At 70.8% G+C, this 26190-nt stretch carries 24 protein-coding genes; 3 read left to right on the forward strand and 21 right to left on the reverse strand.

Going from position 1 to position 26190, the window contains the following annotated elements:
- From B7X32_RS04665 to B7X32_RS04760, 20 genes are all read right to left on the reverse strand, one after another.
- Window positions 1-888 (reverse strand): dihydroorotase (locus B7X32_RS04665; protein ID WP_292716771.1); only part of this gene is annotated, 888 nt, incomplete at its 3' end.
- Entirely contained in the window at window positions 885-1892 is a 1008-nt protein-coding gene (locus B7X32_RS04670; RefSeq protein WP_292716774.1) for an aspartate carbamoyltransferase catalytic subunit, read from the reverse strand. The genes B7X32_RS04670 and B7X32_RS04665, both read right to left, overlap by 4 nt.
- Window positions 1889-2428 carry a bifunctional pyr operon transcriptional regulator/uracil phosphoribosyltransferase PyrR gene (gene pyrR, locus B7X32_RS04675; protein ID WP_292716778.1) on the reverse strand — a complete coding sequence of 180 codons (540 nt, stop codon included), beginning with the start codon at window positions 2426-2428 and terminating at the stop codon, window positions 1889-1891. The genes B7X32_RS04670 and pyrR overlap by 4 nt, the downstream gene beginning before the upstream one ends.
- A gap of 198 nt (window positions 2429-2626) precedes the next feature.
- Window positions 2627-4207 carry a Rieske 2Fe-2S domain-containing protein gene (locus B7X32_RS04680; protein ID WP_292716781.1) on the reverse strand — a complete coding sequence of 527 codons (1581 nt, stop codon included), beginning with the start codon at window positions 4205-4207 and terminating at the stop codon, window positions 2627-2629.
- Window positions 4208-4317: 110 nt separating this feature from the next.
- A complete protein-coding gene (locus B7X32_RS04685; protein WP_292716784.1) occupies window positions 4318-7263 on the reverse strand; it encodes a DEAD/DEAH box helicase in 2946 nt (981 codons plus the stop codon).
- A gap of 152 nt (window positions 7264-7415) precedes the next feature.
- A complete protein-coding gene (gene nusB / locus B7X32_RS04690) occupies window positions 7416-7826 on the reverse strand; it encodes a transcription antitermination factor NusB (protein WP_292716787.1) in 411 nt (136 codons plus the stop codon).
- Between the two features lie 3 nt (window positions 7827-7829).
- Window positions 7830-8393 carry an elongation factor P gene (gene efp, locus B7X32_RS04695; RefSeq protein ID WP_045273064.1) on the reverse strand — a complete coding sequence of 188 codons (564 nt, stop codon included), beginning with the start codon at window positions 8391-8393 and terminating at the stop codon, window positions 7830-7832.
- A gap of 106 nt (window positions 8394-8499) precedes the next feature.
- Window positions 8500-8958: a type II 3-dehydroquinate dehydratase gene (aroQ, locus tag B7X32_RS04700; protein WP_045273063.1), complete on the reverse strand. Its 459-nt coding sequence runs from the start codon at window positions 8956-8958 to the stop codon at window positions 8500-8502.
- Between the two features lie 12 nt (window positions 8959-8970).
- Entirely contained in the window at window positions 8971-9492 is a 522-nt protein-coding gene (locus B7X32_RS04705; protein WP_292716798.1) for a GNAT family N-acetyltransferase, read from the reverse strand.
- The gene (gene aroB / locus B7X32_RS04710) at window positions 9489-10595 is read right to left on the reverse strand and encodes a 3-dehydroquinate synthase (protein WP_292716801.1); all 1107 of its coding nucleotides are present in this window, start codon (window positions 10593-10595) and stop codon (window positions 9489-9491) included. Before aroB ends, B7X32_RS04705 begins: the two co-directional genes overlap by 4 nt.
- On the reverse strand, window positions 10592-11119 hold the full coding sequence (locus tag B7X32_RS04715) for a shikimate kinase (protein ID WP_292716804.1): 528 nt from the start codon (window positions 11117-11119) through the stop codon (window positions 10592-10594). Before B7X32_RS04715 ends, aroB begins: the two co-directional genes overlap by 4 nt.
- Window positions 11106-12335 (reverse strand): chorismate synthase, encoded by a 1230-nt coding sequence (aroC, locus tag B7X32_RS04720; RefSeq protein ID WP_292716807.1) that lies wholly within the window; start codon window positions 12333-12335, stop codon window positions 11106-11108. Before aroC ends, B7X32_RS04715 begins: the two co-directional genes overlap by 14 nt.
- 54 nt (window positions 12336-12389) lie before the next feature.
- Window positions 12390-13226 carry a shikimate dehydrogenase gene (locus B7X32_RS04725; RefSeq protein ID WP_292716809.1) on the reverse strand — a complete coding sequence of 279 codons (837 nt, stop codon included), beginning with the start codon at window positions 13224-13226 and terminating at the stop codon, window positions 12390-12392.
- 1 nt (window position 13227) lies between these two features.
- The gene (gene mltG / locus B7X32_RS04730; protein WP_292716811.1) at window positions 13228-14583 is read right to left on the reverse strand and encodes an endolytic transglycosylase MltG; all 1356 of its coding nucleotides are present in this window, start codon (window positions 14581-14583) and stop codon (window positions 13228-13230) included.
- Between the two features lies 1 nt (window position 14584).
- The gene (gene ruvX / locus B7X32_RS04735) at window positions 14585-15058 is read right to left on the reverse strand and encodes a Holliday junction resolvase RuvX (protein ID WP_292716814.1); all 474 of its coding nucleotides are present in this window, start codon (window positions 15056-15058) and stop codon (window positions 14585-14587) included.
- Complete coding sequence (alaS, locus tag B7X32_RS04740; RefSeq protein WP_292716816.1) at window positions 15055-17715, reverse strand: alanine--tRNA ligase; 2661 nt, start codon at window positions 17713-17715, stop codon at window positions 15055-15057. Before alaS ends, ruvX begins: the two co-directional genes overlap by 4 nt.
- 66 nt (window positions 17716-17781) lie before the next feature.
- Window positions 17782-17973, reverse strand: coding sequence for a hypothetical protein (locus tag B7X32_RS04745; protein WP_292716818.1), 192 nt, complete (start codon window positions 17971-17973; stop codon window positions 17782-17784).
- 140 nt (window positions 17974-18113) lie between these two features.
- Window positions 18114-18743 (reverse strand): 30S ribosomal protein S4, encoded by a 630-nt coding sequence (gene rpsD / locus B7X32_RS04750; protein ID WP_292716821.1) that lies wholly within the window; start codon window positions 18741-18743, stop codon window positions 18114-18116.
- A gap of 158 nt (window positions 18744-18901) precedes the next feature.
- A complete protein-coding gene (locus tag B7X32_RS04755) occupies window positions 18902-20203 on the reverse strand; it encodes an acyltransferase (protein WP_292716825.1) in 1302 nt (433 codons plus the stop codon).
- A gap of 6 nt (window positions 20204-20209) precedes the next feature.
- Window positions 20210-21547, reverse strand: a complete 1338-nt coding sequence (locus tag B7X32_RS04760; protein WP_292716828.1) for a replication-associated recombination protein A — start codon at window positions 21545-21547, stop codon at window positions 20210-20212.
- Between the two features lie 120 nt (window positions 21548-21667).
- On the opposite strand from B7X32_RS04760, the gene B7X32_RS04765 reads away from it, so the two are divergent.
- The 3 genes from B7X32_RS04765 (at window position 21668) to B7X32_RS04775 (ending at window position 24377) form a co-directional block, all read left to right on the forward strand.
- Window positions 21668-21967, forward strand: a complete 300-nt coding sequence (locus tag B7X32_RS04765; RefSeq protein WP_292716829.1) for a hypothetical protein — start codon at window positions 21668-21670, stop codon at window positions 21965-21967.
- An 87-nt stretch (window positions 21968-22054) separates the two neighbouring features.
- Window positions 22055-23686 carry a DUF349 domain-containing protein gene (locus B7X32_RS04770; RefSeq protein ID WP_366246950.1) on the forward strand — a complete coding sequence of 544 codons (1632 nt, stop codon included), beginning with the start codon at window positions 22055-22057 and terminating at the stop codon, window positions 23684-23686.
- Window positions 23687-23777: 91 nt separating this feature from the next.
- Window positions 23778-24377, forward strand: coding sequence for a type IV toxin-antitoxin system AbiEi family antitoxin (locus B7X32_RS04775; protein WP_292716831.1), 600 nt, complete (start codon window positions 23778-23780; stop codon window positions 24375-24377).
- Here B7X32_RS04775 and B7X32_RS04780 read toward each other — a convergent pair.
- On the reverse strand, window positions 24356-26190 hold a 1835-nt coding region (locus tag B7X32_RS04780), incomplete at its 5' end, for a bifunctional (p)ppGpp synthetase/guanosine-3',5'-bis(diphosphate) 3'-pyrophosphohydrolase (protein WP_292716834.1). The genes B7X32_RS04775 and B7X32_RS04780 overlap by 22 nt on opposite strands.

Genomic DNA, 26190 nt, shown 5'->3' on the forward strand with positions numbered 1-26190 from the left:
GCCGTCGGCCAGGCCCTCGCGCACGGCGAGCACGTCCTCCTGGGTGCGCAGAGGCGGGTTGACCTTGAACCGCGCGTCGTAGCCGCGGGCCAGCTCGTCGGTCAGCAGCAGGTGGTGCGGCGTGACCTCGGCGGTCACGGCGACACCGCGCTTCTTCGCCCAGCGGATGAGCTCGACCGAGCCCGCGGTGGAGAGGTGGCAGACGTGCAGCCGGGATCCGACGTGCTCGGCGAGCAGGATGTCGCGCGCGATGATCGACTCCTCGGCGACCGCGGGCCAGCCGGTGAGGCCGAGTTCCGCGGAGACGGCGCCCTCGTTCAGCTGCGCGCCCTCGGTGAGCCGCGGATCCTGCGCGTGCTGCGCGATCACGCCGTCGAAGGCCTTCACGTACTCGAGGGCGCGGCGCATGATGAGCGGATCCCACACGCAGAAGCCGTCGTCGCTGAAGACGCGGACGTTCGCCCGCGAGGAGGCCATCGCGCCGAGCTCGGCGAGCCGCTCGCCCTTCTGCCCGACGGTGACCGCGCCGATCGGCTGGACGGTGGCGTAGCCGGCGGCCTCGCCCAGGGCGAGCTCCTGCTCGACCACGCCCGCCGAGTCGGCCACGGGCGAGGTGTTGGGCATCGCGAACACGGCGGTGAAGCCGCCTGCGGCCGCGGCGCGGGTTCCGGAGAGGACGGTCTCGCTGGCCTCGTATCCGGGCTCGCGCAGGTGCGTGTGCAGGTCGACCAGGCCGGGCAGCGCGACCAGGCCGTCGGCGTCTATCACGCGGGCGCCGGCGGCCGAGAGGCCGGATCCGACCTCGGCGATCCGCCCGTCCTGGACGAGGATGTCCGCGGAATCGGCGCCGAGGATCTTCGCGCCTCGGAAAAGCAGGCTCTCGGTCATCGGTCTCCTCGATTCATCTCGAACTCCTCGGTCGCGGCACCCGTCCCCGCGCGGTCCGGCTCGGGGCGCTCCCCGGCCAGCAGCAGGTACAGCACCGCCATCCGCACGGACACGCCGTTCGTGACCTGCTCCAGCACGGTGGAGCGGGCCGAATCGGCGGCATCGGAGGAGATCTCCAGTCCGCGGTTCATCGGACCGGGGTGCATCACGATCGTATCGTCGGGCAGCCGCCGCAGCCGCGCCGCGTCCAGCCCCCACCGGCGGGTGTACTCGCGCTCGGAGGGGAAGAAGGCCGCGTGCATGCGCTCGAGCTGGATCCGCAGCATCATGACCGCGTCCGGCTCCTCGGCCAGGGCCGCGTCGAGGTCGTAGAGCACTCGCGCGGGCCAGGCCGTGACGTCCTGCGGGATCAGCGTCGGCGGGGTGACCAGCGTGACCTCGGCGCCGAGCGTCGACAGCAGCCACACGTTCGAGCGCGCCACCCGGGAGTGGAGCACGTCTCCGACGATCACGACGCGCACGCCGCTCAGGTCGCGGCCGCGGCTGTCCGCGCCGAAGCGGCGCTTGCGGATCGTGAAGGCGTCGAGCAGCCCCTGGGTGGGGTGCTCGTGCGTGCCGTCGCCCGCGTTCACGACACCGGCCGAGATCCAGCCGCTCGTGGCGAGGGTCCGCGGTGCGCCGGAGGCGGGGTGGCGCACCACGACGGCGTCGGCGCCGATCGCCTCCAGGGTCTGCGCGGTGTCCTTGAGGCTCTCGCCCTTGGAGACGCTGGATCCCTTCGCGGCGAAGTTGATCACGTCGGCGGAGAGCCGCTTGGCGGCGGCCTCGAACGAGATGCGCGTGCGCGTGGAGTCCTCGAAGAAGAGGTTCACCACGGTCTTGCCGCGCAGCGTCGGCAGCTTCTTGACCTCGCGCGACTGCGTGTCCGCCATGTCCTCGGCGATGTCGAGGATGCGCATCGCGTCCTCGCGGGCGAGCGTCCTGGTGTCGAGCAGATGCCTCATTCGTCGCCTCCCTCGATCGAGACGTATTCCTCGCCGTCGTCCTCGCGCAGGCGCACGTTGACGCGCTCCGCGCGGGACGAGGGGATGTTCTTACCGACGAAGTCGGGGCGGATCGGCAGCTCGCGGTGTCCGCGGTCGACGAGGATCGCGAGGCGCACGACGGCGGGGCGGCCGATGGACTGCAGCGCATCGAGGGCGGCCCGGATGCTGCGGCCGGAGAAGAGCACGTCGTCGACCAGGACGACGGTCTTCCCGTCGATGCCCCCGGCGGGGATGTGCGTGCGGTGCGGCGATCGCGTGGGGTGCTTGGCCAGGTCATCGCGGAAGAGCGTGACGTCGAGCGATCCGACCGGGACGGCGGTCTGCGCGATCTCCGTGATCAGCATCGCGAGGCGCTCGGCGAGCGGAACACCGCGGGTGGGGATGCCCAGGAGGATCAGATCCTCCGCTCCCCGGTTTGATTCGAGGATCTCGTGGGCGATGCGCGTCAAGGCGCGCCTGATGTCGGCTTCCTGCAGCACGATACGTGCGCTCATCTGCCGGCTCCCTTCTCCGCCTCACGGGACGGTGTTAAAGGTTGCTTCTGAAGACGGATCCAGTCTAGCGGAGAGGATCCCGGGCCGAGGACGCCGGACGGCCGTCCCCGCCGCGGCGAGGAGTGCGAGAAACCGCTTCCTGCGGGAAATCCCGCGTCTCACGCGACGTCTCGTGCAGGATGTGGTTTCTCGCGCGTGTCAGGACGCTTCGCTGAGCGCGGCCTCGGTGACGGGGTCGATCTGCTTGGCCCGGATCGGATGACCGCTCGTGGACAGGCAGCGGCCCGTCTTCAGATCCCACTTCCAGTCGTGCATGCTGCAGGTGAGCACGCCCTCCTCGTCGACGGATCCGGTGCGGGTCAGGTCCGCGCGCAGGTGCGGGCAGCGGCGCTGCACGATCCAGTCGCCGACCTCGGCGTCCTCGGTCTGGTCGGTCTGCTCCTGGTACCAGTTCTCGACGTACTCGATCCGGTCGACGGACAGGCACTTGAGGAAGGTCGTGAGGAACTCGTTGAACTTGCCGCTGCGTCCGACGGAGAACTGCATGGACAGGAAGATCGAGTTCGACCAGTCGATCTCATGATCGGCGATGTTGGTCGAGACGAGGTCGGCGGGGATCGTGTACCAGTAGATGCACTCCTCCCCCGCGTATTCGCGCACCTTGGCCTTCGGGAAGTCGACCACCATGTCGAGCTCGCCGATGCGGAAGCGGACGTTGCCGCCCACGCCGAGCCGGATCGTGCGGGACTTCTTGAGCAGCGGCTCCCACCACTCCTTGATCGCCGCGAGCATCTCCTCCGGGGGAAGGATCGGCGAGCGACGGGCCTCCTCGTCGCGGAGCTCCTGCTGCCGGGTGGCCCGCTGCTCCTCGAGGTAGTCCCACTTCTCGTCGAAGACGTGACGCAGCTCGTCCTCGCTGTAGAGGGTCTGCTCGACCGAGGCGATCTCACGGTTCTCGAGCGTCACCACGGTGCCCGGCACGAAGAGATGCCCGTCGTACTGCGGGGCGAGCTCGTTCATGTGCGCGAGGAACTGCTTCTGGTCCGTGAAGATCGACTCCCCGTTGCGACCGGTGCCGTTGAAGTCGAAGAGCTCGTCGCGGAGGAACATCGGCGGGCCCGCCATCGGGAAGACGTGCGGGGCGTCGACCTTCTCGATGTAGTACATCGCGCGCTTGTTCTGCGCCTCGCGCTTCAGGCGGGCGAAGTTCTGCTTGGCGTCGAGCGGCAGGTCGTAGACCATGGGCCACCAGATCGCACCGGACACCTGGGTGAAGTAGGCGTCGGGCTTGCCGAACGTGAGCAGCCGCTCCAGGTCGAGCGGGTGCGAGTCGTTCTGGTTCAGCACCGAGCCGGAGCCGTCGTCGACGCTGAGCGAGGAGTCGCCGATCGGGCCGTCGCTGGGGGCGCGCAGCGGGGTGATCATGATCTTGAGCGCACCGCGCTCGATGGTCTCGCCGGCCGGCGCGTAGGTGATGTTCTCGTAGCCGAGGGCGCGGAGGTCCTTCTCCAGGTCGTCGGTCGGGTACTCCGGCAGGAGCACCTCGATGTCCTTGCGGATGTAGCGCTCGAGCAGCCGCGGGTCGAAGTGGTCGCGGTGCCGGTGCGACACGTAGAGGAAGTCGGCCTCGCGTCCGAGGCGCTCCCAGTCGAGGCCGCGGTTGTCGGGGAACGGGAACCAGGATCCGTAGAACGACGGTCCGAGAACGGGGTCGCAGATGATGTTCCCGCCGACCGTCTCGATGAACATCCCGGCATGCCCGAGTCCCGTGATCCGCATGTTTCTCCTCCTGTGTGGACCTGTCGATCCTACCGGGGCCGTCCCGGTCGGGCCTGGAGACGGCCCGTGCATAACCGGATCCGACGGCGCCGCGACCGCCACCCCTGCACTCAGCCGAGCAGTTCCCGGATGTCGTCGGCGGTCAGGGACTGCGCGAACAGATCCTCGTCGTCGAGCACCGCCGAGAACAGGCGCGCCTTGCGCTGCTGCAGCGCGAGCACCTTCTCCTCGATCGTGCCCTCGGAGATCATCCGGTACACGAAGACGCGGTTCTGCTGCCCGATCCGGTGCGCGCGATCGGCGGCCTGCGCCTCGGCCGCCGGGTTCCACCAGGGATCCAGCAGGAACACGTAGTCGGCCTCGGTGAGCGTGAGCCCCGTGCCTCCGGCCTTGAGGCTGAGGAGGAACGCGTCCTGATCCCCCTCCCTGAAGTCCTGCACGACGCGGTCCCTGTCCCTGGTCGAACCGTCGAGGTACGACACGCGGAGCCCCGCCTGGCGGAGCCGTTCGGCCGCGAGGCCCAGGAACGACGTGAACTGGCTGAACACGAGCGCTCTGTGCCCCTCGGATCTCAGCTCGATCAGCCGCTCGACGAGCTCCTCGAGCTTGCGGGACGCGATGCCCGCATCGTCGGGCTCGATCAGTCCGGGCGACAGGCTCAGCATGCGCAGCATGGTGAGCGAGCGGAACACGATGAAGCGCTGCCGGTCGAGGTCCGGCAGGAGTCCGAGGATCTTCTGCCGTTCGCGCTGCAGCACGGTGTCGTAGCGGTGCCGGTGCGCGGGGCCGAGCTCGACGCGCAGCACCTGCTCCTGGCGCTCCGGGAGGTCGCGTGCGACGAGCTCTTTGGTCCGGCGGATCAGGAACGGGCGGATCCGCCGTCGCAGCAGGTCGATGCGGGCGCGCCGGAAGGGGGCGCCCTCGGCGTTCTCCGGCACCTTGCCCTGCTCGATCGGCTGGATGAAGTCCTCGCGGAACCGCCGCGCCGAGGCGAACAGGCCGGGCGAGGTGAGGCTCAGCAGCGCCCACAGCTCCCCCAGGCCGTTCTCCAGCGGGGTGCCGGTCGCGGCGTAGACCGCCTGGACGTCGAGCGCCGCGACGGCCTGATGCTGCTTGGTCGCCGGGTTCTTCACGTTCTGCGCCTCGTCGAGCACGACGCCCGACCACGGCCGGCGCGCGAACTCCTCCGCGTCAAGGCGCAGCACGGTGTACGAGGTGATCACGAGGTCCGCATCGCCGATGTGGGCGGCGAGATCGACGCCGTGCGCGTCGCGCGTGCGGCCGGCGACCGCGACGCGCAGCCCCGGCGCGAAGCGCTCGGCCTCGCGCTGCCAGACCGGGAGCACCGACGTGGGCGCCACGACCAGCCATGGCGCGGCGTCGCCCTGACGCTCCCGCGCGTGCGCGATGAGCGTGAGCAGCTGCAGCGTCTTGCCGAGGCCCATGTCGTCGGCGAGGATTCCGCCGAGGCGATGCTGCCAGAGCCGGGCCAGCCGCGTGAACCCCTCGCGCTGATAGGGGCGCAGCTCCGCGGTGACGGCGGCCGGGACCGGTACCGGGTCCGCGCTCGGATCCGCGCGGAGCCCCTCGACGGCGGCCCGCCAGGTCCGCGCCGGCAGGGTCTCGTCCGCGAGATCCTCGAAGTCCTCCCACAGCGTCAGGTGGGTGCGCGCGATCCTCGGGCCGGTCTCCCATTTGGCGAGTTCCGCCGCCTCGTCCAGAAGCTCCTTGAGCCGGTCGAAGGCGGGGTGGCGCAGCGAGAACCAGGTGTTGTCGACGAGCTTGAGCTTGCCCTGACGCAGGGCGAGCGCTCGGAACAGCGGCTCGAACGGGATGGTGCGCCCGTCGATGCGCACCAGGATGCCGAGCTCGAACCAGTCGGGATCGGTGCTCTCGACCGTGCTGACGGTGATCGCCGGGTCGCCGGTGAGCTCCGCGTAGGTGCGCGGTGTGCCGGTCGTCTCCGTGACGATGCCGCGCGCTTCGAGGGACGGCACCAGGTGGGAGACGAACTCGGCGGCGTCGGCGTCGCGCAGCGTGCCGGCGAGCAGGAGCGGCAATCCAGTGACCTCGGTCCAGGCCGCGAACACGGACGGACGCAGCCGCCCTTCCGCGGTCCCGTCACGGATCCCGGACTCGGCCGCGCGCTCATCGAGCGGGAAGCGCGCGTACCCCGGGTAGTCCCAGTGCAGCCGGTACGCCACGACGTCGTCGGGGCGGAAGTCGACGACGAGAAGCGGCACCGGCTTCGGCGGAGCCGGCAGCGCGACCCCGTGTCCCGCGCGCACGACGGCCCCGCGCATGATCGTCGGATACCCGTCCCGGAAGAAGGCCTTCCTGTCGACCGGCGCGACGGACAGCCCCGCAGGCGCGGACAGGAGCGCCCTGAGGCCGTCGGTCAGCGACACCCGGCCGAGCACGAGATCGATCCTCTTGCCGACGACGCGATGCGCGTACACGCCTCCGGATCCCACCGCCTGCGTCGCGGTGGCGGGGAAGGACTCTCCCGCGGCGTCCGCCGAGGCGGACAGGAGGAGCCCGCCGTCGCCGTCGGCGGCGATGTCCACCACGATCCGCAGCTCGTCCGACCACTGCAGCCGAGTGCTGCGCTCGGTCGCGACCAGGGCGATGCCGGCCGCGGACGCCGACTGCAGATGCGGCCACAGCAGCGGCGACGCGACCGGGTCCAGCAGCAGCCAGTCCCCCGCGGTGCCGGACAGCAGCGAGTCGCGGGAGATGCTCAGCAGGTCCGCGAACCAGCGCGAGTGCGTCGCGTCGTAGCGCGTACCGGTTCGACGGACCGCGTCCCAGTCGGCGTCGGACTGCACCCACGCCGATCCCGCGTCGTTGCGCCGCAGCGGCCGGACGGCGAGGAACAGCTCGCCAGGATCCTTGACCAGGTCCCGCGCGGTGGCCGTGCGCAAGGGGCGCGACGCCCAGTGCCTGGCATCGGCGCGGTCGCGCCGGCGGAGCTCGACCCCGAGGGCCAGCGAGGCGCCGCTCGCCCGGGTGGACGGCAGCAGCACGCGCCAGTCGTCGGCGTCAGCGGAGGTCATGATGATCCATCCTCGTGCAGGCCACGGACACCGCCGGTCGCGTTCCCGAGCGTGCCGCTACGGCTCGGGGCGCAGGATCGCGGCAGAAGCCGGGATCCTGCGCCCCGAGAAGGACGGGCACGCTCCGCACGGGAGGTCGCGGAACGATCGGTTCAGGCCGAGCGCGCGACCCGTGCGAGCACTCCGTGCACGAACGCGCCGGACTCGTCGGTCGAGAACTCCTTCGCGAGCTCCACCGCCTCGTCGATCGCGACGGCCGTCGGGACCTCGTCGTTGCGGAGGATCTCCCACACGCCGATGCGCAGCAGCGCCCGGTCCACGGCCGGCATCCGGTCGAGCTTCCAGTCACGGCTGTGCGTGGTGATCTGCTCGTCGATCTCGTCGCGGTGATCGATGATCCCGTCGACGATCTCGCGCGCATAGAGCCAGGAGGCCTCGCGGGCGGGCTCGGCGGAAGCGCGCTTGGCCTCGGCGGCGAGCGTCACCGCGAGGTCGTCACCGCGCACGTCGGCGGAGAAGAGGATGTCGAGGGCGCGCTTGCGCGCCTTGGTCCGGGCGCCCACGCGTCAGTCGTTGATGCGGCCGAGGTAGCCGCCGGTGCGCGTGTCGACCTTGACCTTGGTGCCGGTCTCCAGGAACAGCGGAACCTGGATCTCGTACCCGGTCTCGAGGGTGGCGGGCTTGGTGCCGGCCGACGAGCGGTCGCCCTGCAGGCCCGGCTCGGTGTAGGTGACCTCGAGCACGACGGAGGCGGGGAGCTCGATGTAGAGCGGGTTGCCGTTGTTCAGCGCGATCTGGACCTGCTGGTTCTCCAGCATGAAGTTCTTCGCGTCGCCGACCGTGGCGGCGGCCACGTTGATCTGGTCGTAGTCCTCCTGGTCCATGAAGACGTAGTTGTCGCCATCGGTGTACAGGTAGGTGAAGTCGCGGCGGTCGACGTTCTCGATGTCGATCTTGGCGCCCGCGTTGTAGGTGCGGTCGACGACCTTGCCGCTCACGACGTTCTTGAGCTTCGTGCGGACGAACGCGCCGCCCTTGCCGGGCTTGACGTGCTGGAACTCGATGACGTTCCAGAGCTGTCCGTCGATGGAGAGGACGACGCCGTTCTTGATGTCTGCGGTCGATGCCATGGGTCTGAGAAGTCCGTTCCTGAGGTTCGCGGCCGAGCGGCCGACGTTCAATCTTACGGGATGCCCGCCGTTCGGCCTGTGAGAGCGGCCGGAGCGGTGCCGCGGGTCAGCCGTCCGCCTGGCCCTCGAGCAGCAGGATCAGGCGGCGCGTCGCGGTCGCGTATCCCTGCACGCCCTCCCCCACGACATGCACCGCGGCCACGTCCGTGAGGTACGAATGGTGCCGGAACTCCTCCCGCGCGTACACGTCGGAGATGTGGATCTCGGCGAACGGCAGGGCGACGCCGGTGAGCGCGTCGCGCAGGGCGACCGAGGTGTGCGTATAGGCCCCGGCGTTGATCACGATGCCGCCGCAGTCCTCGCGCGCGTCGTGGATCGCGTCCAGGAGCACGCCCTCGTGGTTGCTCTGCACCGCGCGGATCTCGTAGCCGTACGCCCCTGCGGCCTCCGCCGTGATCCGCTCGACGTCGGCGAGCGTCGCGGATCCGTAGATCCCCGGTTCGCGCAGGCCGAGCAGATTCAGGTTCGGTCCGTTGACGAGGAGCAGGCGGCGCGGCGTGGTCACGTGCTCACGGTATCAGCGCGCGTCGGGGACGAGCGGGCGCACCATCACGTACTCGCGCCCGTTCTCGAGCTCGGTGATCTGCCCGGTGCGCGTGAACCCACAGCGCTCGTACGCCGCCTGGGCGCGGTGATTGTCCACGTGCACCTCGAGCGTGAGCCCGTGGGCGCCCTGTTCGGCGGACCAGGTCGCGCACTCGTCGAAGAGGGCCTCGATGGCCCCCGCTCCGCGATGCCCCTCGGCCACGTAGACGCCGACGACGAGCGCGGTGGACTCCGGGCCCTCGAGCCCGGAGGGCAGCACCGTGGCCGTCCCGAACCACTCGCCGTCGTCCGCGATCGCCACGAACTGCGCGTTGGGACCGCCCTCGGCCGCGTTCGCGGTGCGATGCTGCCAGAACGCGTCGGGCTGCGCCGAGGCGTTCTCGAAGGTGTCGAGGAACGCGAGCGCGGCGACCGGATCCTGCAGTGCCCGCAGGCGCAGGTCACGGACACCGGTCCACTCCGTGGCGCGGACGCGGCGCACCTCGATGCTCACTCGCCCACCTCCTGATAGGCGGCGAAGAGCAGCGACTCGTCTGGGGCCTGCAGCACGGTCGGCTTGGCGATGCCGTCCAGCACGATGAAGCGCAGCATCCCGCCCCGGCTCTTCTTGTCGCGCTGCATGGTGGACAGCAGGGTCGGCCACGCCCCGGCCCGGTACGACGTCGGGAGCCCCAGGGACTCCAGGATCGTGCGGTGCCGGTTGGCGTCGTCGTCGGAGAGCCGCCCGGCCAGCCGGGAGAGCTCGGCCGCGAACAGCATGCCCACCGAGATCGCGGCGCCGTGGCGCCAGCGATAGCGCTCGGCGTGCTCGATCGCGTGCCCGAGCGTGTGACCGTAGTTGAGGATCTCGCGCTGACCGGCTTCGCGGAAGTCCTCCGAGACGACGTCGGCCTTCATGCCGATCGCGAGTTCGACCGCCCGGCGGAACTCCGGGGTGAGCGGGTCCACGGCGCGGGCCGGATCCGCCTCGATGATGTCGAGGATCTCGGGCGCCCAGATGAACCCCGCCTTGACGACCTCCGCGAAGCCGGCGGTCGCCTCGTTCGGCGTGAGGCTGGAGAGCTCGTCGAGATCGCCGATCACGGCGCGGGGCGCCCAGAAGGCGCCGACGAGGTTCTTGCCCTCGTTCGTGTTGATGCCGGTCTTGCCGCCCACGGCCGCGTCGACCAGCCCGAGCACGGTGGTCGGCACCTGGACGATCTGCACGCCGCGCAGCCAGGTCGCCGCGACGAAGCCGGCGAGGTCGGTGACCGCCCCGCCGCCGTAGCCGACGACCGCGTCGGTGCGGGTGAAGTCCGCCTGGCCCATGATCTGCCACAGGAACTGCGCCACCTCGATGCGCTTGCCCTGCTCGGCGTCCGGGATCTCGGCGAGCAGCACCTCGCGCGGACCGTTCGCGGTGTCGGCGACGATGCGGTCGCGGAGCTGCGCGGCGCGGTCGGCGAGGGTGGGCGGGTGCACGACGAGCACCTTGCGGACGCTCGGCGCCAGCGCCGCGGAGACGCGATCCAGGATGTTCCGTCCCACGCTGATGTCGTACGGGGTGCTCCCCGTCACCGCGATCGTCGTGACCCCGTCGTTGTGCTCCGCGCTCATGCTCGTCCTCTCATCCATTCCACGACCTGCTCGGCGACCCGCGACATCGGCACCCGTGAGGTGTCGAAGTGCGCGTCGGCGACCTCTTCGTACAGCGCCCGCCGCTCGGCGTAGATCCTGGTCCAGCGCTGGACCGGATCCTCCTCGCCGTGCAGCAGGGGGCGTCCGTCACCGGCGATCCGCGCCGCCACCGCCTCCGGGGAGACCGTCAGCAGCACGACCGGCGCGGCGCGCAGCAGCGCCCTGGTCTCCGGAGCGAGCACCGCTCCCCCGCCCAGCGAGATCACCCCGCCGGCGGCGACCGCCTCGGCGACCGCCTCGCGCTCCCACGCACGGAACTGCGCCTCCCCGTGCTCCGCGAAGATCGCCGGGATCGGTCCGTGCTCGTGCACGATCGCCTTGTCCGTGTCGACGAAGCGGAGCCCTGTCGCCTTGGCGACCCTGCGGCCGATGCTGGTCTTGCCGGACCCCATGGGACCCACGAGGACCAGCAGCTCCGGCGCCTGCGCCTCAGCCGAGCTCATCGTGCAGGATCAGCGCCGCCTCGGAGGCCGGCGTCGTGCGCAGCTCCTCCGGGATCGCGGCGAGGTACGCCTCGAGATTGCGACGGGTCTCTGCGACGTTGTCGCCGCCGAACTTCTCCAGCACCGAGTTCGCGAGCTCGATCGCGACCATCGCCTCTGCGACGACGCCCGCGGCGGGCACCGCGCAGACGTCGGAGCGCTGGTGGTGCGCGGTGGCCTGCTCGCCCGAGGCGATGTCGACCGTCCGCAGCGCGTGCGGGACGGTGGCGATCGGCTTCATGCCGGCACGCACGCGCAGGACGGTCCCGGTGGACATTCCGCCCTCGGTGCCGCCCGCACGGTCGGAGCCGCGGCTGATGCCGTCGCCCGTCGCGAAGAGCTCGTCGTGCGCCGCGGATCCGCGCCGGCGGGTCGTCTCGAATCCGTCGCCCACCTCGACGCCCTTGATCGCCTGGATGCCCATGAGCGCGTATGCGAGCCGCGCGTCCAGTCTGCGGTCCCAGTGCACGTGGGAGCCGAGTCCCGGCGGGAGTCCGTAGGCCAGCACCTCGACGATGCCGCCGAGAGTGTCGCCGTCCTTGCGCGCCGCGTCGACCTCGTCGACCATGCGCGCGGACGTCTCGGCGTCGAAGCAGCGCAGCGGATCCGCGTCCAGCGTCTCGACGTCGTCCGGCGTCGGCAGCGCGGATCCCTCCGGCACCTGCACCGGCCCGATCGATAGGGTGTGGCTGACCAGGCGGATGCCGAGCTCGCCCAGGAAGGCGCGGGCCACGGCGCCGAGCGCGACACGGGCGGCGGTCTCCCTGGCGCTCGCGCGCTCCAGGATCGGGCGGGCCTCGTCGAACCCGTACTTCTGCATGCCGACGAGGTCGGCGTGGCCGGGACGAGGGCGGGTCAGTGCCGCGCTGCGTCCACGGGACTTGTCGGTGAGCTCGACGGGATCTGCGCTCATCACCTCGACCCACTTGGGCCACTCGGTGTTGCCGATCCGCATCGCGATCGGGCTGCCGAGGGAGAAGCCGTGGCGCACTCCGCCGGAGATCGACAGTTCGTCCTGCTCGAACTTCATCCGCGATCCGCGCCCATAGCCGAGCTTGCGGCGCTGCAGATCGGACTGGATCGCCTCACGCGACAGCGGGACGCCCGCAGGCAGACCCTCCATGACGGCAATGAGTTCGGGGCCGTGCGATTCGCCGGCCGTGAGCACGCGGAGCATTCCCCTAGTCTCCCATGCGTTCGGGGCCCGCCCGCCCGCATGACCTGCGCGCGTTCAGCGCAGCGCCGCCCGCATGACCTCGAGCACGCCGGGCTCATCGGGGAGCTCCTGCTCGGCGTCCCCGTGCAGGAAGATGCGGATCTGCCGCACCGCCTGGTGCAGGAGCATCTCGAGTCCGCTCAGGACGGGAGCGTCGGTCCACGCCAGGACGAGCGGCGTGGGCCAGGGCGCGTAGGCGGCGGAGAACAGCGCACCCCCGCGGCCCGCCAGCGCCGACATGACGCCGTCCGGAAGCACCGCGGTGCCGGGAAGGGTCGAGATCGTCAGATCGACGGCCGACCGGACCGCCTCGGATCCGAGTTCCGCCGTGGTCGCCCGCAGTCCGATCCGGTCCGCGAATCCGGCCAGCTCTGCGGCCTGTTCCGCGCGCCGTGTGCTGAGCTCGACCACACCGACACCGAGGCGCCGCAGCGACACCAGCGCGGACCGCGCCGTCGCCCCGCCGCCGAGCACGCGCGCCGTGCCCGCCGCACCGAGGCCGCCGGCCACGAGGGCGGACGTCAGCCCGCCGACGTCCGTGTTGAACCCGCGGACCTCCTCGCCGAGCAGCAGCGTGTTCACCGCACCGGTGAGCAGCGCGTCCTCGTCGAGCCGGTCGGCGCGCGCGTGCGCGCGCTCCTTCAGCGGCATCGTGAGCGAGAGCCCGCGCCAGGTGGCATCCAGTGCGTCCAGCGCGGCGTCGAATCCGGCCTCGTCCACCCGGCGGCGGCCGTACTCCCAGTCCAGGCCGAGCAGGCGGTAGGCGGCGCCGTGCAGATCCGGCGAGCGGCTGTGATCGATCGGATCGCCCCAGACCGCCAGACGCGATCCCGCGGGGCCGACGACGGGCATGTCAGCAGCCCGAGTCCGGGTGCGCCTTGCACCACTCCTGCATCTGCGCCACGTACTTCTGGTGCTCCTCGTACGTGTTGCTGAAGACGGTCTCGCCGGTGTCCATGTTGACGGTCACGAAGTACAGCCAGGATCCTGCGGCCGGGTGCATCGCGGCGTCGATCGCCTTGTCACCGGGGTTCGCGATCGGCGTCTTCGGAAGCCCGTCGATCACGTAGGTGTTCCACGGGTTGTCATCCGTCTGCGCCGCATCCGAGGTGCTGGCGGATCCGCTGTGCAGCTCGCCGTAGCCGTATTGCGCGGTCGAGTCCATCTGCAGCTTCATCCCCTGATCCAGACGATTCTGGATCACGCGGGAGACCTTGTAGAAGTCGCCCTCCGCGCGCGCCTCGCGCTGGATGATCGACGCGATCGTGAGCACGCGCTGCTCGTCCGCGGACGGGACTCCGGCGGCGCTGAGCGACTCCCTGGTGCGCTGCACGAGCGTCGAGACCACGTCCTTCGCGGTCGCCCCCGGCGGGAACTCGTAGAGCGCCGGGAACAGCCAGCCCTCGAGCGACGGCGCGTTCACGCCGTAGTCCGCGGGGTTCTTCACCGCGGCCTGGAGGTCCGCGAGCGGCACGTCCACGCTCTGCGCGATGCGCGAGATGGTCTCGGCGACCGAGAGCCCCTCCGGGATCACCGCGGAGTTCTGCATCTTGTTCTTCGGGTCGTTGAGGGCCTTGAGCGCGGCAGCAGCCGTCATCTTCAACTCGAGCTTGTAGACGCCGGGGTAGAACGTGGTCGCGATGTTCTCCTTGACCAGCATGTCGTAGAAGACGCCGGAGGTCTTCGTCACCCCCGCGTCGTACAGGGCCCGGGAGATCTGCTGCCCGCCATCGCCCTTCTTGATGGTCACGAGCGCGTTGCCGGTGGCCTGACCCGCCTCGAAGTCCTTGGAGGGCCCCCAGCCCATGACCTCGCTGATCTTGTCGCCGTAGGCGTTCCACACCCACAGTCCGCCACCCGCGGCGCCGGCGACGAGCACGAAGACGACGAGCAGCGCGATCAGGCAGCCGCGGCGCTTCTTCCGCTTCGGTGCGGTCGGCGGCTCGGTCTCGTGGTGGAACAGGGCCTCGAGCGTCGAGTGGAACGGATCGTGGTGCTCCGCGGGGGCGGCGGCGCCCTCGTCCGACGGCGATGCCGACGATGCGGGGGACGAGGCGGCGGACGCGCGGGCCGCGCGACGCGACCCCGGGACCGCGGGCTGCTCGGCAGGGCGAGGGGCCTGCACCTGCGGATCCGGCAGCGCACCGAAGAGGTCGGGCGAGACGGGGTCGTTCTCCGGCGTGGCGGCCGACGGCGATCGGTCGGACATGTCAGATGTTCTCCTCATCGAGAATCAGGGCCGCACCGGCCGGGGCACCGGTGTTCTTCTCGGTGTCGATCGCGTGCTGCAGCAGCACGACGGCGGCAGCCTGATCCACGACCCCGCGGGAGTTGCGCTGTGTGCGTCCGGAGGCGCGCAGCGCCTGGTGCGCGGAGACCGTGCTCAGCCGCTCGTCGATCAGGCGCACGGGGATCCCGCAGGCGCGGGCGAGAGCCTCCGCGAACTCGCGGGCGTCTGCGGTCGAGGCGGTGTCCTCGCCGCGGAGGTTGATCGGCAGGCCGACGACGAGCTCGAGCGGCTCGTACTCGCCTGCGAGCTCGGCGATCCGAGCGACGGCCGTGTCACCGCGCGGCACGGTCTCGACCGGGACGGCGAGCAGGCCGTCGGGATCGCACCGGGCCACGCCGATCCTGGCGCGGCCCACATCGATGCCGAGCCGTACGCCCCGTCGGAACCCGGTCACGCGCGACGCAGCTCCTGCTCGATCGCGGAGAACGCCGCAGGCAGCGCCGCCGCATCGGATCCGCCGCCCTGCGCGACGTCGTCGCGACCGCCTCCGCCGCCGCCGAGCACGCCAGCGGCGATCTTGGCCAGAGCCCCGGCCTTCGCGCCCTGCGCGCGGGCGGAGTCGTTGGTCGCGATGACCACCATCGGCCGGCCGTTCGCGATCCCGGAGATCGCCGCGACCGCGGCCGCGGAACCGAACGTGTCGCGCACGCCGGTCGCGATCTCGCGCACCTCGTCCGCCCCGCCGACCTCGCCGAGGTCGTGCGCCACGAACTGCAGTGCGCCCAGGGACGTCGAGGTCTGCGCGATCGCGGGGACCCGCCCGGCGCGCTCGGCGGCCTCGAACTGGGCGATCCGCTTCTCGGCCGCCTTGAGCTGGGCGGCCAGGTCGGACACGCGCTCGGTGAGCTGGTCGCGCGGCGTCTTGAGTGCCGAGGTGAGCTGGGAGACGAGGGCGCGCTCGGCGGCGAACTCGCGGAACGCATCCGCGCCGACGAGAGCCTCGACGCGACGGTTCGATGCGCCGACGGAGGACTCGCCGACGAGGTTGATCAGGCCGATCTCGGCGCTCGAGGACACGTGCGTTCCTGCGCACAGCTCGCGCGACCAGGGGCCGCCGATGTCCACCATGCGCACGGTCGAGCCGTACTTCTCGCCGAACAGCGCCATCGCGCCCGCAGCCTTCGCGTCGTCGAGCGACATGATCCGCGTGGTGACCTCGAGGCCGTCCTGCACGGCGCGGTTCGCGATCTCCTCGATCTCGGTCTTCGTGTCGCCGGACAGCGCCTGACCCCAGGAGAAGTCGAAGCGCAGGTAGCCGGCGCGGTTCAGGGATCCGGCCTGGGTCGCGGTCTTGCCGAGCGTGTCGCGCAGGGCCGCGTGCACGAGGTGCGTGGCGGAATGCGCCTGACGCGCGGCACGGCGGTTGGCCGCGTCCACGGTCGTGGTCGCCGGGGCGTCGATCGAGACCACGCCGGTGGTCACCTCGACCGTGTGGCTGATGAGGCCGGGGACGGGACGCTGCACGTCCAGCACCTCGAGCGCGTAGCCCGGGCCGGTGATGACGCCCTTGTCGGCGACCTGGCCGCCCGATTCGGCGTAGAGCGTGGTCTCGGCGAGGACGACCTCGGCCACCTGGCCCTCGGCGGCGCTGCGGACGGGCCGGCCGTCGACGAGGATCCCGAGGACGGTCGAGCTCGTCTCGAGCTCGTCGTAGCCGAGGAACGCGGTCTCGCCCTTCGCGCGCAGGTCGCCGTACACGGAGACGTCGGCGATCTGGCGCTTGCGGTTGCGCGCATCGGCCTTGGCGCGGGAGCGCTGCTCCTGCATCAGGGAGTCGAAAGCGGCGCGGTCGACGTTCAGCCCTGCCTCCTCGGCGATCTCGAGCGTGAGATCGATCGGGAAGCCGTAGGTGTCGTGGAGCAGGAACGCCTCGGAGCCCTTCAAGGTCTCCGAGCCGGACTTCTTCGTGTCGGCCAGAGCCAGGTCGAGGATGGTCGATCCGGCGTCCAGGGTGCGACGGAAGGTCTCCTCCTCCGCGTTCGCGGCCGCGGAGAGCTGCGCCCAGTCCTGCTCGAGGATCGGATAGGCGGTCTTCATCGCGTCCTTGGACGCGGCGAACAGTTCGGGGAAGACGGGCTCGTCGACGCCGAGAAGGCGCATCGACCGCACGGTGCGCCGCATCAGCCGGCGCAGGATGTAGCCGCGGCCCTCGTTCGAGGGGCGCACACCGTCGGAGAGCAGCATGAGCGAAGAGCGCACGTGGTCCGCGACCACTCGGAAGCGGACGTCGTCGGCGTGCTCGGCGCCGTACCGGAGTCCGGACAGCTCGACTGCGCGGTCCAGCACCGGGCGCACCTGATCGGTCTCGTACATGTTCTCGACGCCCTGCTTGAGGAAGGCGACGCGCTCGAGGCCCATGCCGGTGTCGATGTTCTTCATCGGGAGCTCGCCCACGATGTCGAACTCGGTCTTTCCGCGGATGTTGTCGATGAAATCCTGCATGAACACGAGGTTCCAGATCTCCAGGAACCGGTTGTCGTCGGCGGCCGGTCCCCCGTCCTGCCCGTAGGCCGGACCGCGGTCGAAGAAGATCTCGCTGTCGGGTCCGCCGGGGCCGGGCTGGCCGGTGTTCCAGTAGTTGTCCGCGCGGCCGAGTCGCTGGATGCGCTCCGGCTTCAGCCCGATCACGTCGCGCCAGATGGCCTCGGCCTCGTCGTCCGTCTCGAAGACCGTGACCCAGAGATCCTTCTCGTCGAAGCCGAGTCCGCCATCGCTCTCCGAGGAGGTCAGCAGCTCCCAGGCGTAGCGGATCGCGCCTTCCTTGAAGTAGTCCCCGAACGACCAGTTGCCGAGCATCTGGAAGAAGGTGCCGTGCCGCGCCGTGCGTCCGACCTCTTCGATGTCGTTGGTGCGGATGCACTTCTGCAGGTCGGCGATGCGCGGATGCGGAGCGGGGACCACGCCCGTGAGGTACGGGATCATCGGCACCATGCCGGCCACGGTGAACAGCAGCGAGGGGTCGTCGCTGACCAGCGACGCCGAGGGCACGATGAGGTGATCGTTCTTCTCGAAGTAGCTCAGGTAGCGCTGCGCGATCTCCGCGGTCTTCATGCTCGTCGAGGGGTCCTTGCTGTCAGGGCGCGCCGAAGCGCGGAATCGGGTGGGAGCGGATCCGCGTCAGTGCGCGGGACCGTCCTGAGTGAGGCGGGCCTCCTGCGCGTGGAACGCGTCGGCGAGGATCCCGGTGAACTCGTTGATCCGGTCGTCGACGGCCGTCAGCACGTCGTGTCCGCGCGGATCCTTGTTCAGGAAGTGCGCGGCGACGAAGCCGCCGATCACGCCGATGAGGAACCACAGCAGGGTCTTCATGTCACCACCTCCGGTTCGGGTCGCACGTCACAACGGTCTCCATCGTATGCGCAAACGCGAAGGAGGCGCCGGGGATACCCCCGACGCCTCCTCGGCGTGTTCTCGGAGTTCGCTGAACTCCGAGAACAGAGTCGCTGGACTCAGCGCGCGGCGTAGTACTCGACGACCAGCTGCACGTCACAGGTCACGGGGACCTCTGCGCGCTTCGGACGACGGACCAGACGGGCCTCCAGCTTGTCGAGCTCGACCTCGAGGTAGCCCGGAACCGGGGGCAGCACCTCGGCGTGACCGCCGGCAGCCGCCACCTGGAAGGGCTCGAGGCCCTCGCTCTTGGGCTTGACGTGGATGAGCTGACCCGGCTTCACGCGGAAGGACGGGCGGTCGACGAGCTGGCCGTCGACGAGGATGTGACGGTGCACGACGAGCTGACGGGCCTGCGCGGTGGTACGCGCGAAACCGGCGCGGACGACGAGCGCGTCCAGACGCATCTCGAGCTGCTCGACGAGGTTCTCACCGGTCAGACCGTCCTTGCGACGGGCCTCGTTGAACTGGATGACCAGCTGCTTCTCGCGGATGCCGTACTGCTCGCGAAGACGCTGCTTCTCGCGCAGACGAACGGCGTAGTCGCTGTCGGCCTTGCGCTTGGTGCGGCCGTGCTCACCCGGAGCGTAGGGACGCTTCTCGAGGTAGCGGGCGGCCTTCGGGGTGAGTGCGACGCCGAGGGCGCGCGACAGACGCACCTTGCGGCGGTCCTGGGACTTCGTAACCACGAAGCGTTCCTTTCGATACGCGGCCGTGTCGGTCACGGCTCGCGGACGTATCGTCTCGATTCCGCCCCTCACGAGCGCACGCCGGGGCGGACGAGAGGGTGTTGCAGGAGTGGAGAGATGCCCGAAAACACGGTTTCGAGCCGGTCCATGCTATCAGATCAGGCCTGAGCGCCCGTCTCGGTGCGGTCGGAGCGCCCCGGCGCCGCATCACGCGGAACGCCGCCTGCGGGTCCGCCGGCCGTGAGCCACGCGATCGCCGCGGCGAGCAGGATGATCGCCGCCCCCGTTCCGGGCGTGAGATACCCCTGGGTGAGCACCCAGCCGACACTCGCGACGAGTGCGGCGGCGCACACGAGCGCCGCCCACAGGGGCATGCGCCGGGAGCGCTCGTCCGGCCAGAGCCGTTCCAGACGCGGCACGATGAGGCAGAGCACCGCGAGCACGGCGACGATCGCGAGCACCCACGGGATCCGCGTGACCCACCACGCCGTCGTGAGGACAGGAGGGAAGGGCAGTCCGAGCGCGAGCTGCACTCCGACCACGACGGCCATCGCCACCGTGTGCCACAGGTAGATGACCATCCCGAACATGCCGAGTGCGCCGATCCCGACCAGCACGGGGCGCCGACGCATCGCCGCGCGGATCGCGGGCTGCAGCAGCGTGAACAGGTACACCTGGGCGAGACCGAGCAGCAGCAGAAGCACGGTCGGCGGGTTAAGGTTCGCGATCATGTCCGGGTCGTATCCCATGCCGAGCACGGCGACGGCCATGAGGGCGTAGGCGGCCAGGGCGAGCACGAGCAGCAGCCAGCGCGGACGGCGCGAGTACCACTGATCCCGCACCCCGAAGCCGAGCTGCTGCACGAACAGCCACACGAACAGCCAGTTCAGCGCGCCGACGGGCGCATGCAGGTACCGGTCCACCAGGTCGACCGCCACCGCGAGGGCGGCGAGCGTGAAGTACGTCGCCCAGGCGGCACGGCGGTGCAGCGCCGCCATCAGCGGAACGAACGAGGTGCAGATCGCATAGACCGCGATGAACCAGAGCGGCTCGGCCAGGCGGAACGCGAAGGTCCGCAGGAACTCCGGATCCGCTCCGCTGAGCGCGAGGACGCCCATCGCCCCCAGCACGCCGAGCATCGCGAACAGCACCGGGCGCGCGAGACGCAGCATCCTGGCGCGGATGTACTCGGCCGCCGTCCCGCCGGCGCCGTGCACGCGCCGCCACGTGGTGATCCCCGCGAAGCCGCCGGCGATGAAGAACGTCGGCATGATCATGCCGACCCAGGTGATCGCCGTCAGCGGCTTCCACTCCGCGAGGGCGTTGAAGGCGCGAAGCGGATCGCCCGCGATGCCCATCTGCAGCGCATGCAGCAGCACCACGACGGGCAGGCAGATCGCACGCACGAAGTCGATCGAGAGGTCGCGGTCGGGCGGGATCCTCGGGACGGCTCGTGCCACGGTGGTCTACCCCTCCCCCAGGATCCTCCTGATGCGCTCCAGGCGTGCCTGGACCTCGCGCTCTCCACCGAGCGCCTTGGGCTGATAGTAGCGGCGCCCCTGCAACTCGTCCGGGAGATACTGCTGCGGGACGATCCCCGCGTCGTTGTCGTGCGGATAGCGATAGCCCTTGCCGTGCCCGAGGCGCTTGGCACCGGGATAGTGCGCGTCGCGCAGATGCACGGGCACCCGCCCGAACCCGCCTGCGCGGACGTCGGCGATCGCCGCGTCGATCGCCAGATAGGCGGCATTGGATTTCGCGGTCGTCGCGAGGTAGACGGTCGCCTCGGCGAGCGGGATCCGCCCCTCCGGCATGCCGATGAAGGCGACGGCGTCGGCCGCCGCGACGGCGATCACGAGCGCCTGCGGGTCGGCGAGGCCGATGTCCTCCGATGCCGAGATCACGAGCCTTCGCGCGATGAAGCGCGGATCCTCCCCCGCCTCGATCATCCGGGCCAGGTAGTGCACGGCCGCGTCGACGTCGGAGCCGCGGATCGACTTGATGAACGCGCTGATGACGTCGTAGTGCTCGTCGCCCTGGCGGTCGTAGCGCAGCAGCGCGCGATCCACCGCCTGCGCGACGTCGTCGTCCGTGACCGTCGGCGTCTCGTCCTCGGTCAGGCGGTCCGGCGAGGCCGCGACGGCCGCGGCGGCCTCGAGGCCGGTGAGCGCCCTTCGCGCGTCGCCCGAGGCGAGCCGGATGAGCGCCGCACGGGCCGAGTCGTCCAGGGCCGCGCGCCCGTTGAGGCCCCGCGGATCCGCCACGGCCCTGTCGATCAGGATGCCGATGTCTTCATCGGTGAGGGGCTTCAGCGTGAGCAGCAGCGACCGGGACAGCAGCGGGGAGATCACCGAGAACGACGGGTTCTCCGTGGTCGCGGCGATCAGGATCACCCAGCCGTTCTCGACCCCAGGCAGCAGCGCGTCCTGCTGCGCCTTGGTGAAGCGGTGGATCTCGTCGAGGAAGAGGATCGTCGACTGGCCGTAGAGGTCGCGCTGGTTCAGCGCCTCCTGCATGACCTCGCGCACGTCCTTCACGCCGGCCGTGATCGCGGAGAGCTCCACGAAGCGGCGTCCCGACGAACGCGCGATGGCCTGCGCGAGGGTGGTCTTGCCCGTCCCGGGAGGACCCCAGAGGATCATCGAGACGCTCGACGCGGTCTTCGCCGCCGGATCCGCGAGGGTCACGATCGGCGATCCGGGGCGCAGCAGATGCTGCTGCCCTGCGACCTCGTCCAGCGAGATCGGTCGCATCCGCACGGCGAGCGGCGTCTGGCCGGTCATCAGCGGAGCTGCAGGAGTCATGCGGTCAAGGCTAACGGCGTGCGCCGACAGAGCGGCGCGCACCGCACGTCGACGGCTCGCCGTGCGCGAAGGGCCGAGGCTCTCGCGATAGGCTCGGTCCTCGACATCCAGGGAGGATCCATGGCCGCTCGCCGCCCGACGAACGCCCGCGACCAGCGCGCACGTGTCCAGCAGGAGCGCGCCCGCCTGCACGCCGCACGCCAGGATCTGCATGCCAGGAGCGTCCGGCGCAGGGTGCGCGACAACACCATCGCCGTGGTCGCCGGAGCCGTCATCGTGATCGCCGCCATCGTGAGCCAGGTCGTGCATGCGGACGCCACCGCACCTGCGCCGTCCCCCTCCCCGACCATCAGCCCGACGGACCAGCCGAGCACCCCTCCCACCCCCGTGCCGACGGCGACGGAGACCCCGGCCGGCTGAGTCGCGCCCCTCTCGCGCGCCGGTCCGGCGTACTAGGCTGGCCCTGTCCTTTCCGCCTCCCGCGGCACGCCGCGCAAGGAGTTCACCGTGTCCACCGAAGAGCACACCCCCGTAAACCCGACCGACGCCTCGCAGCCCGACATCGAGAACGCCGCGACGCCTGTCGCCGACGCGCCCGAGGTCGACGCGGCGGAGGCCGCGGAGCCCGGCGCCGCCCAGGCCTCGACCCCTTCCGGGCCGTCCGACGCCCCCGCCGAGCAGTCTGACGTCCCCGCTGAGGAGGCGGTCGCGCCTGCCGAGGTCGCGGACGCCCCCGCCGAGGAGGCCGCGCCCGAGTCGGCACCGGTCTCCGAGGAGAAGCCGGCCGCCCCCGCGCCCGCGCCGCGTCCGTCGGCGATGCCCCGGCCCCCGGCCATGCCGCGTCCGCCGGCATCGGCGATCCGCCCGGCCGCGCCCGCCGCACCCGTCGCCCCGGCCCCCGTGAGCACGAGCGACGCCGCCGAGTGGGGACGCGTGACCGAGGACGGAACCGTGTCGGTGCGCGAGGGTGAGGAGTGGCGCGAGGTCGGGCAGTACCCCGACGGCACCCCTGCGGAGGCGCTCGCCTACTTCGTGCGCAAGTTCGAGGACCTCGCCTTCAAGGTGAACACGCTCGAGCAGCGCGTACAGGCCGGCGGCTCCGGCGCCACGGATCTCGCCAAGCAGGCGCAGCACCTCGTCGCGGAGGTCACCGACGCCGCCGCGGTCGGCGATCTCGCGAACCTGCGCGCCCGCCTCGACGCGCTGACCGGCTCCCTCGCCGACGCCTCCGCCGCGGAGGCCGCCGAGGCCAAGGCCGCCGTCGATGCGGCCATCGCCGAGCGCACCGCCCTCGTGGAGCGCTCGGAGGCCATCGCCGCGCAGGACCTCTCCTCCGTGCAGTGGAAGAAGGTCACCGAGGAGATGGGCGCGCTCTTCGACGCATGGCAGAACCACCAGCAGAACGGCCCCCGTCTGCCGAAGGGCGCCGCGAACCAGCTCTGGAAGCGATTCCGCGACGCGCGCGCCACGGTGGATCGCCAGCGCCGCGCGTTCTACGCCGAGCTCGACGAGACGCACAAGGCCGCCCGCGACCGCAAGTCGCGTCTGGTCGAGCGCGCGGAGGCCCTGGCGCCCAAGGGCGTCGACGGGATCCCCGCCTACCGCGGCCTGCTCGACGAGTGGAAGGCCGCCGGCCGCGCGGGTCGCAAGGCCGACGACGCGCTGTGGGCCCGGTTCAAGGCGGCGGGTGACGCGCTCTACTCGGCGCGTGCCGAGCAGGCCGCGGCGACCGAGGCCGAGTCCGCTCCCCGCATCGAGGCGCGCACCGCACTGCTCGAGGAGGCCAAGGCCGTCGCCGACGAGCCGAACCTCACCAAGGCCCGGGCGCTGCTGACCCGCATCCAGCGCCAGTGGGACGAGGTCGGCCGGATCTTCCCGCGCGAGAAGGAGCGCGCGCTGGACGACCGCCTGCGCGTCATCGAGCAGGAGCTCAAGTCGCGCGAGGACGTCGACTGGAAGCGCAACAACCCGGAGACGAAGGCCCGCGCCGGCGCGATGAGCGAGCAGCTCCAGCAGGCAATCGCCAAGCTCGAGGCCGAGCGCGACGCGGCAGAGAAGTCCGGGAACGCCAAGGCGCTCAAGGAGGCGACCGAGGCGCTCGAGGCCCGGCGCGCCTGGCTGAACGCGCTCGACGGCTGAGCAGGCGTCACACGCCGACGGTCGTCGGAGTTGTCCACAGGGCGGGGGTCTTCGGATCCCCGCCCTGTGGCGTCTGCCCCACACTGAAGGCATGCGCGGCGCCTTCCTGCACGTCCCCGGAGATCGGCTCTCCCTCGCGGAGCTCACCGCGGCGCGCCTGGACGGCGACGTCGTCGGTCTCGGCGAGACCTTCGCCCCCGCGGATCTCGTGGAGACCGCGGTGCTGCGCGCCGCCTCGCTGATCCCGCTCATACCGGGGATGCCCGGCGCGGCGTTCGCCGGCATGAGTGCCGCGTGGATCCACGGCGCGGGCGACGCCGCCCCGGAGCCGCACGAGATACAGAGCGCCTCGGGCCGCCGGCTGCGCGCCCCCGCGACGCGCCGGATCATCGTGCACGACCCGATCCTGGGCCCCGCCGACCTGCAGCGCCTCGGCGGGGTCGCGGTGACGACGCCGGAGCGCACCCTCATCGATCTGCTGCGCTGGCCCGTGACGCTCCCTGAACGGCACGAGTGGGCGCGGCTGCTCGTGCAGGCGGATCCGGCTCTCGTCGGACGCGCGACCGCGCGCCTTGCGGGCATGCGCCGCGGGCCGGGCCATCACCGCATCACGAGGTTCCTCGCCGCGCATGACGCGGATCCGTCGTCCTTCCTGGCCGCGTCCGCCGCTCAGGACGAGGTGACGCGGTAGACGTCGTAGACGGCGTCGATCCGGCGCACCGCGTTCAGCACGCGATCCAGATGCACGGTGTCGCCCATCTCGAAGACGAACCGGCTCAGGGCCAGACGATCGTTGGTGGTCTGCACGGTCGCGGACAGGATGTTCACGTGGTGCTCGCTGAGCACCCGCGTGACGTCCGACAGCAGGCCGGAACGGTCCAGCGCCTCGACCTGGATCTGCACCAGGAAGATGCTGCGCGTGGTCGGCGCCCACTCGACGTCCACCATGCGGTCCTTCTCGACCGACAGCGCCTTGACGTTCACGCAGTCCGAGCGGTGCACGGACACGCCGCTCCCCCGCGTCACGAACCCGACGATCTCATCGCCCGGCACCGGCGTGCAGCACTTCGCGAGCTTCACGAGGATGTCCGAGGCGCCGCGCACCAGCACTCCGGAGTCTCCCTCGCGCGGGGCTCGGCTGCGCCCATGGGCGGGGAGGTCGATCGCGCCGGTCGAGGTGTCCTCGGTCGTGGAGATGAGGGCGGTGACCTTCTCCAGCACGGACTGCGTGGACACGTGGCCCTCGCCGACCGCCGCGTACAGCGCCGAAACGTCCTCATAGCGCAGCTGCTGGGCGACCTCGGCGAAGGAGTCCTGGTTCATCAGGCGCTGCAGCGGCAGGTTCTGCCGGCGCATCGCGCGCGCGATGGCCTCCTTGCCCTGCTCGATCGCCTCCTCGCGGCGCTCCTTCGTGAACCATCCGCGGATCTTGTTGCGTGCACGGGTGCTCTTGACGAAGGTCAGCCAGTCCTGGCTGGGTCCGGCGTCGGGGTTCTTCGAGGTGAACACCTCGACCACGTCGCCGCTGTTCAGCGCGGTCTCCAGCGGCACGAGGCGGCCGTTGACCTTGGCGCCCATCGTGCGGTGGCCGATCTCGGTGTGCACGGCGTAGGCGAAGTCGACGGGCGTCGCCCCCGACGGGAGTCCGATGACCCTGCCCTGGGGCGTGAAGACGTAGACCTCCTTCGCGCCGATCTCGAACCGCAGCGAGTCGAGGAACTCGCTGGGGTCGGCGGTCTCCGCCTGCCAGTCGGAGATGTGCGCGAGCCAGGTCATATCGGCGTCGGCCGTCGACCCCTTGCCGCCGCCGTTCATCCGCTCCTTGTACATCCAGTGCGCCGCCACGCCGAACTCGGCCTGCTGGTGCATCTCGTGCGTGCGGATCTGGATCTCCACGGTGCGGCCGCCGGGGCCGATCACGGTGGTGTGCAGCGACTGGTAGAGGTTGAACTTCGGGGTGGCGATGTAGTCCTTGAACCGGCCGGGCAGCGGCGTCCAACGGGCGTGGATGGCGCCGAGCACCGCGTAGCAGTCGCGGACGGTGCTGACCAGCACGCGGATCCCGATCAGGTCGTAGATGTCGTCGAACTCGCGTCCGCGCACGACCATCTTCTGGTACACGGAGTACAGCTGCTTCGGTCGACCCGCGACCTTGCCGCGCACGCGCAGGTCGCGCAGGTCGCTCTCGACCGCGTCCACGACCTCGCGGATGTACTTCTCCCGCTGCGGGGTGCGCTGCTTGATGAGGCTGTCGATCTCGGCGTAGATCTTCGGGTGCAGCACCGCGAAGGACAGGTCCTCGAGCTCCGACTTGATCGCCTGGATTCCGAGGCGGTGCGCGAGCGGCGCATAGATCTCGAGCGTCTCGGTGGCCTTCTTCGCCGCTTTCTCCGGCGGGACGAAGCCCCACGTGCGAGCGTTGTGCAGGCGGTCCGCGAGCTTGATGATCAGCACGCGGATGTCCTTGGACATCGCGACGATCATCTTGCGCACGGTCTCGGCCT

The sequence above is a fragment of the Microbacterium sp. 13-71-7 genome (assembly GCF_002257455.1).
GTDB lineage: Bacteria > Actinomycetota > Actinomycetes > Actinomycetales > Microbacteriaceae > Microbacterium.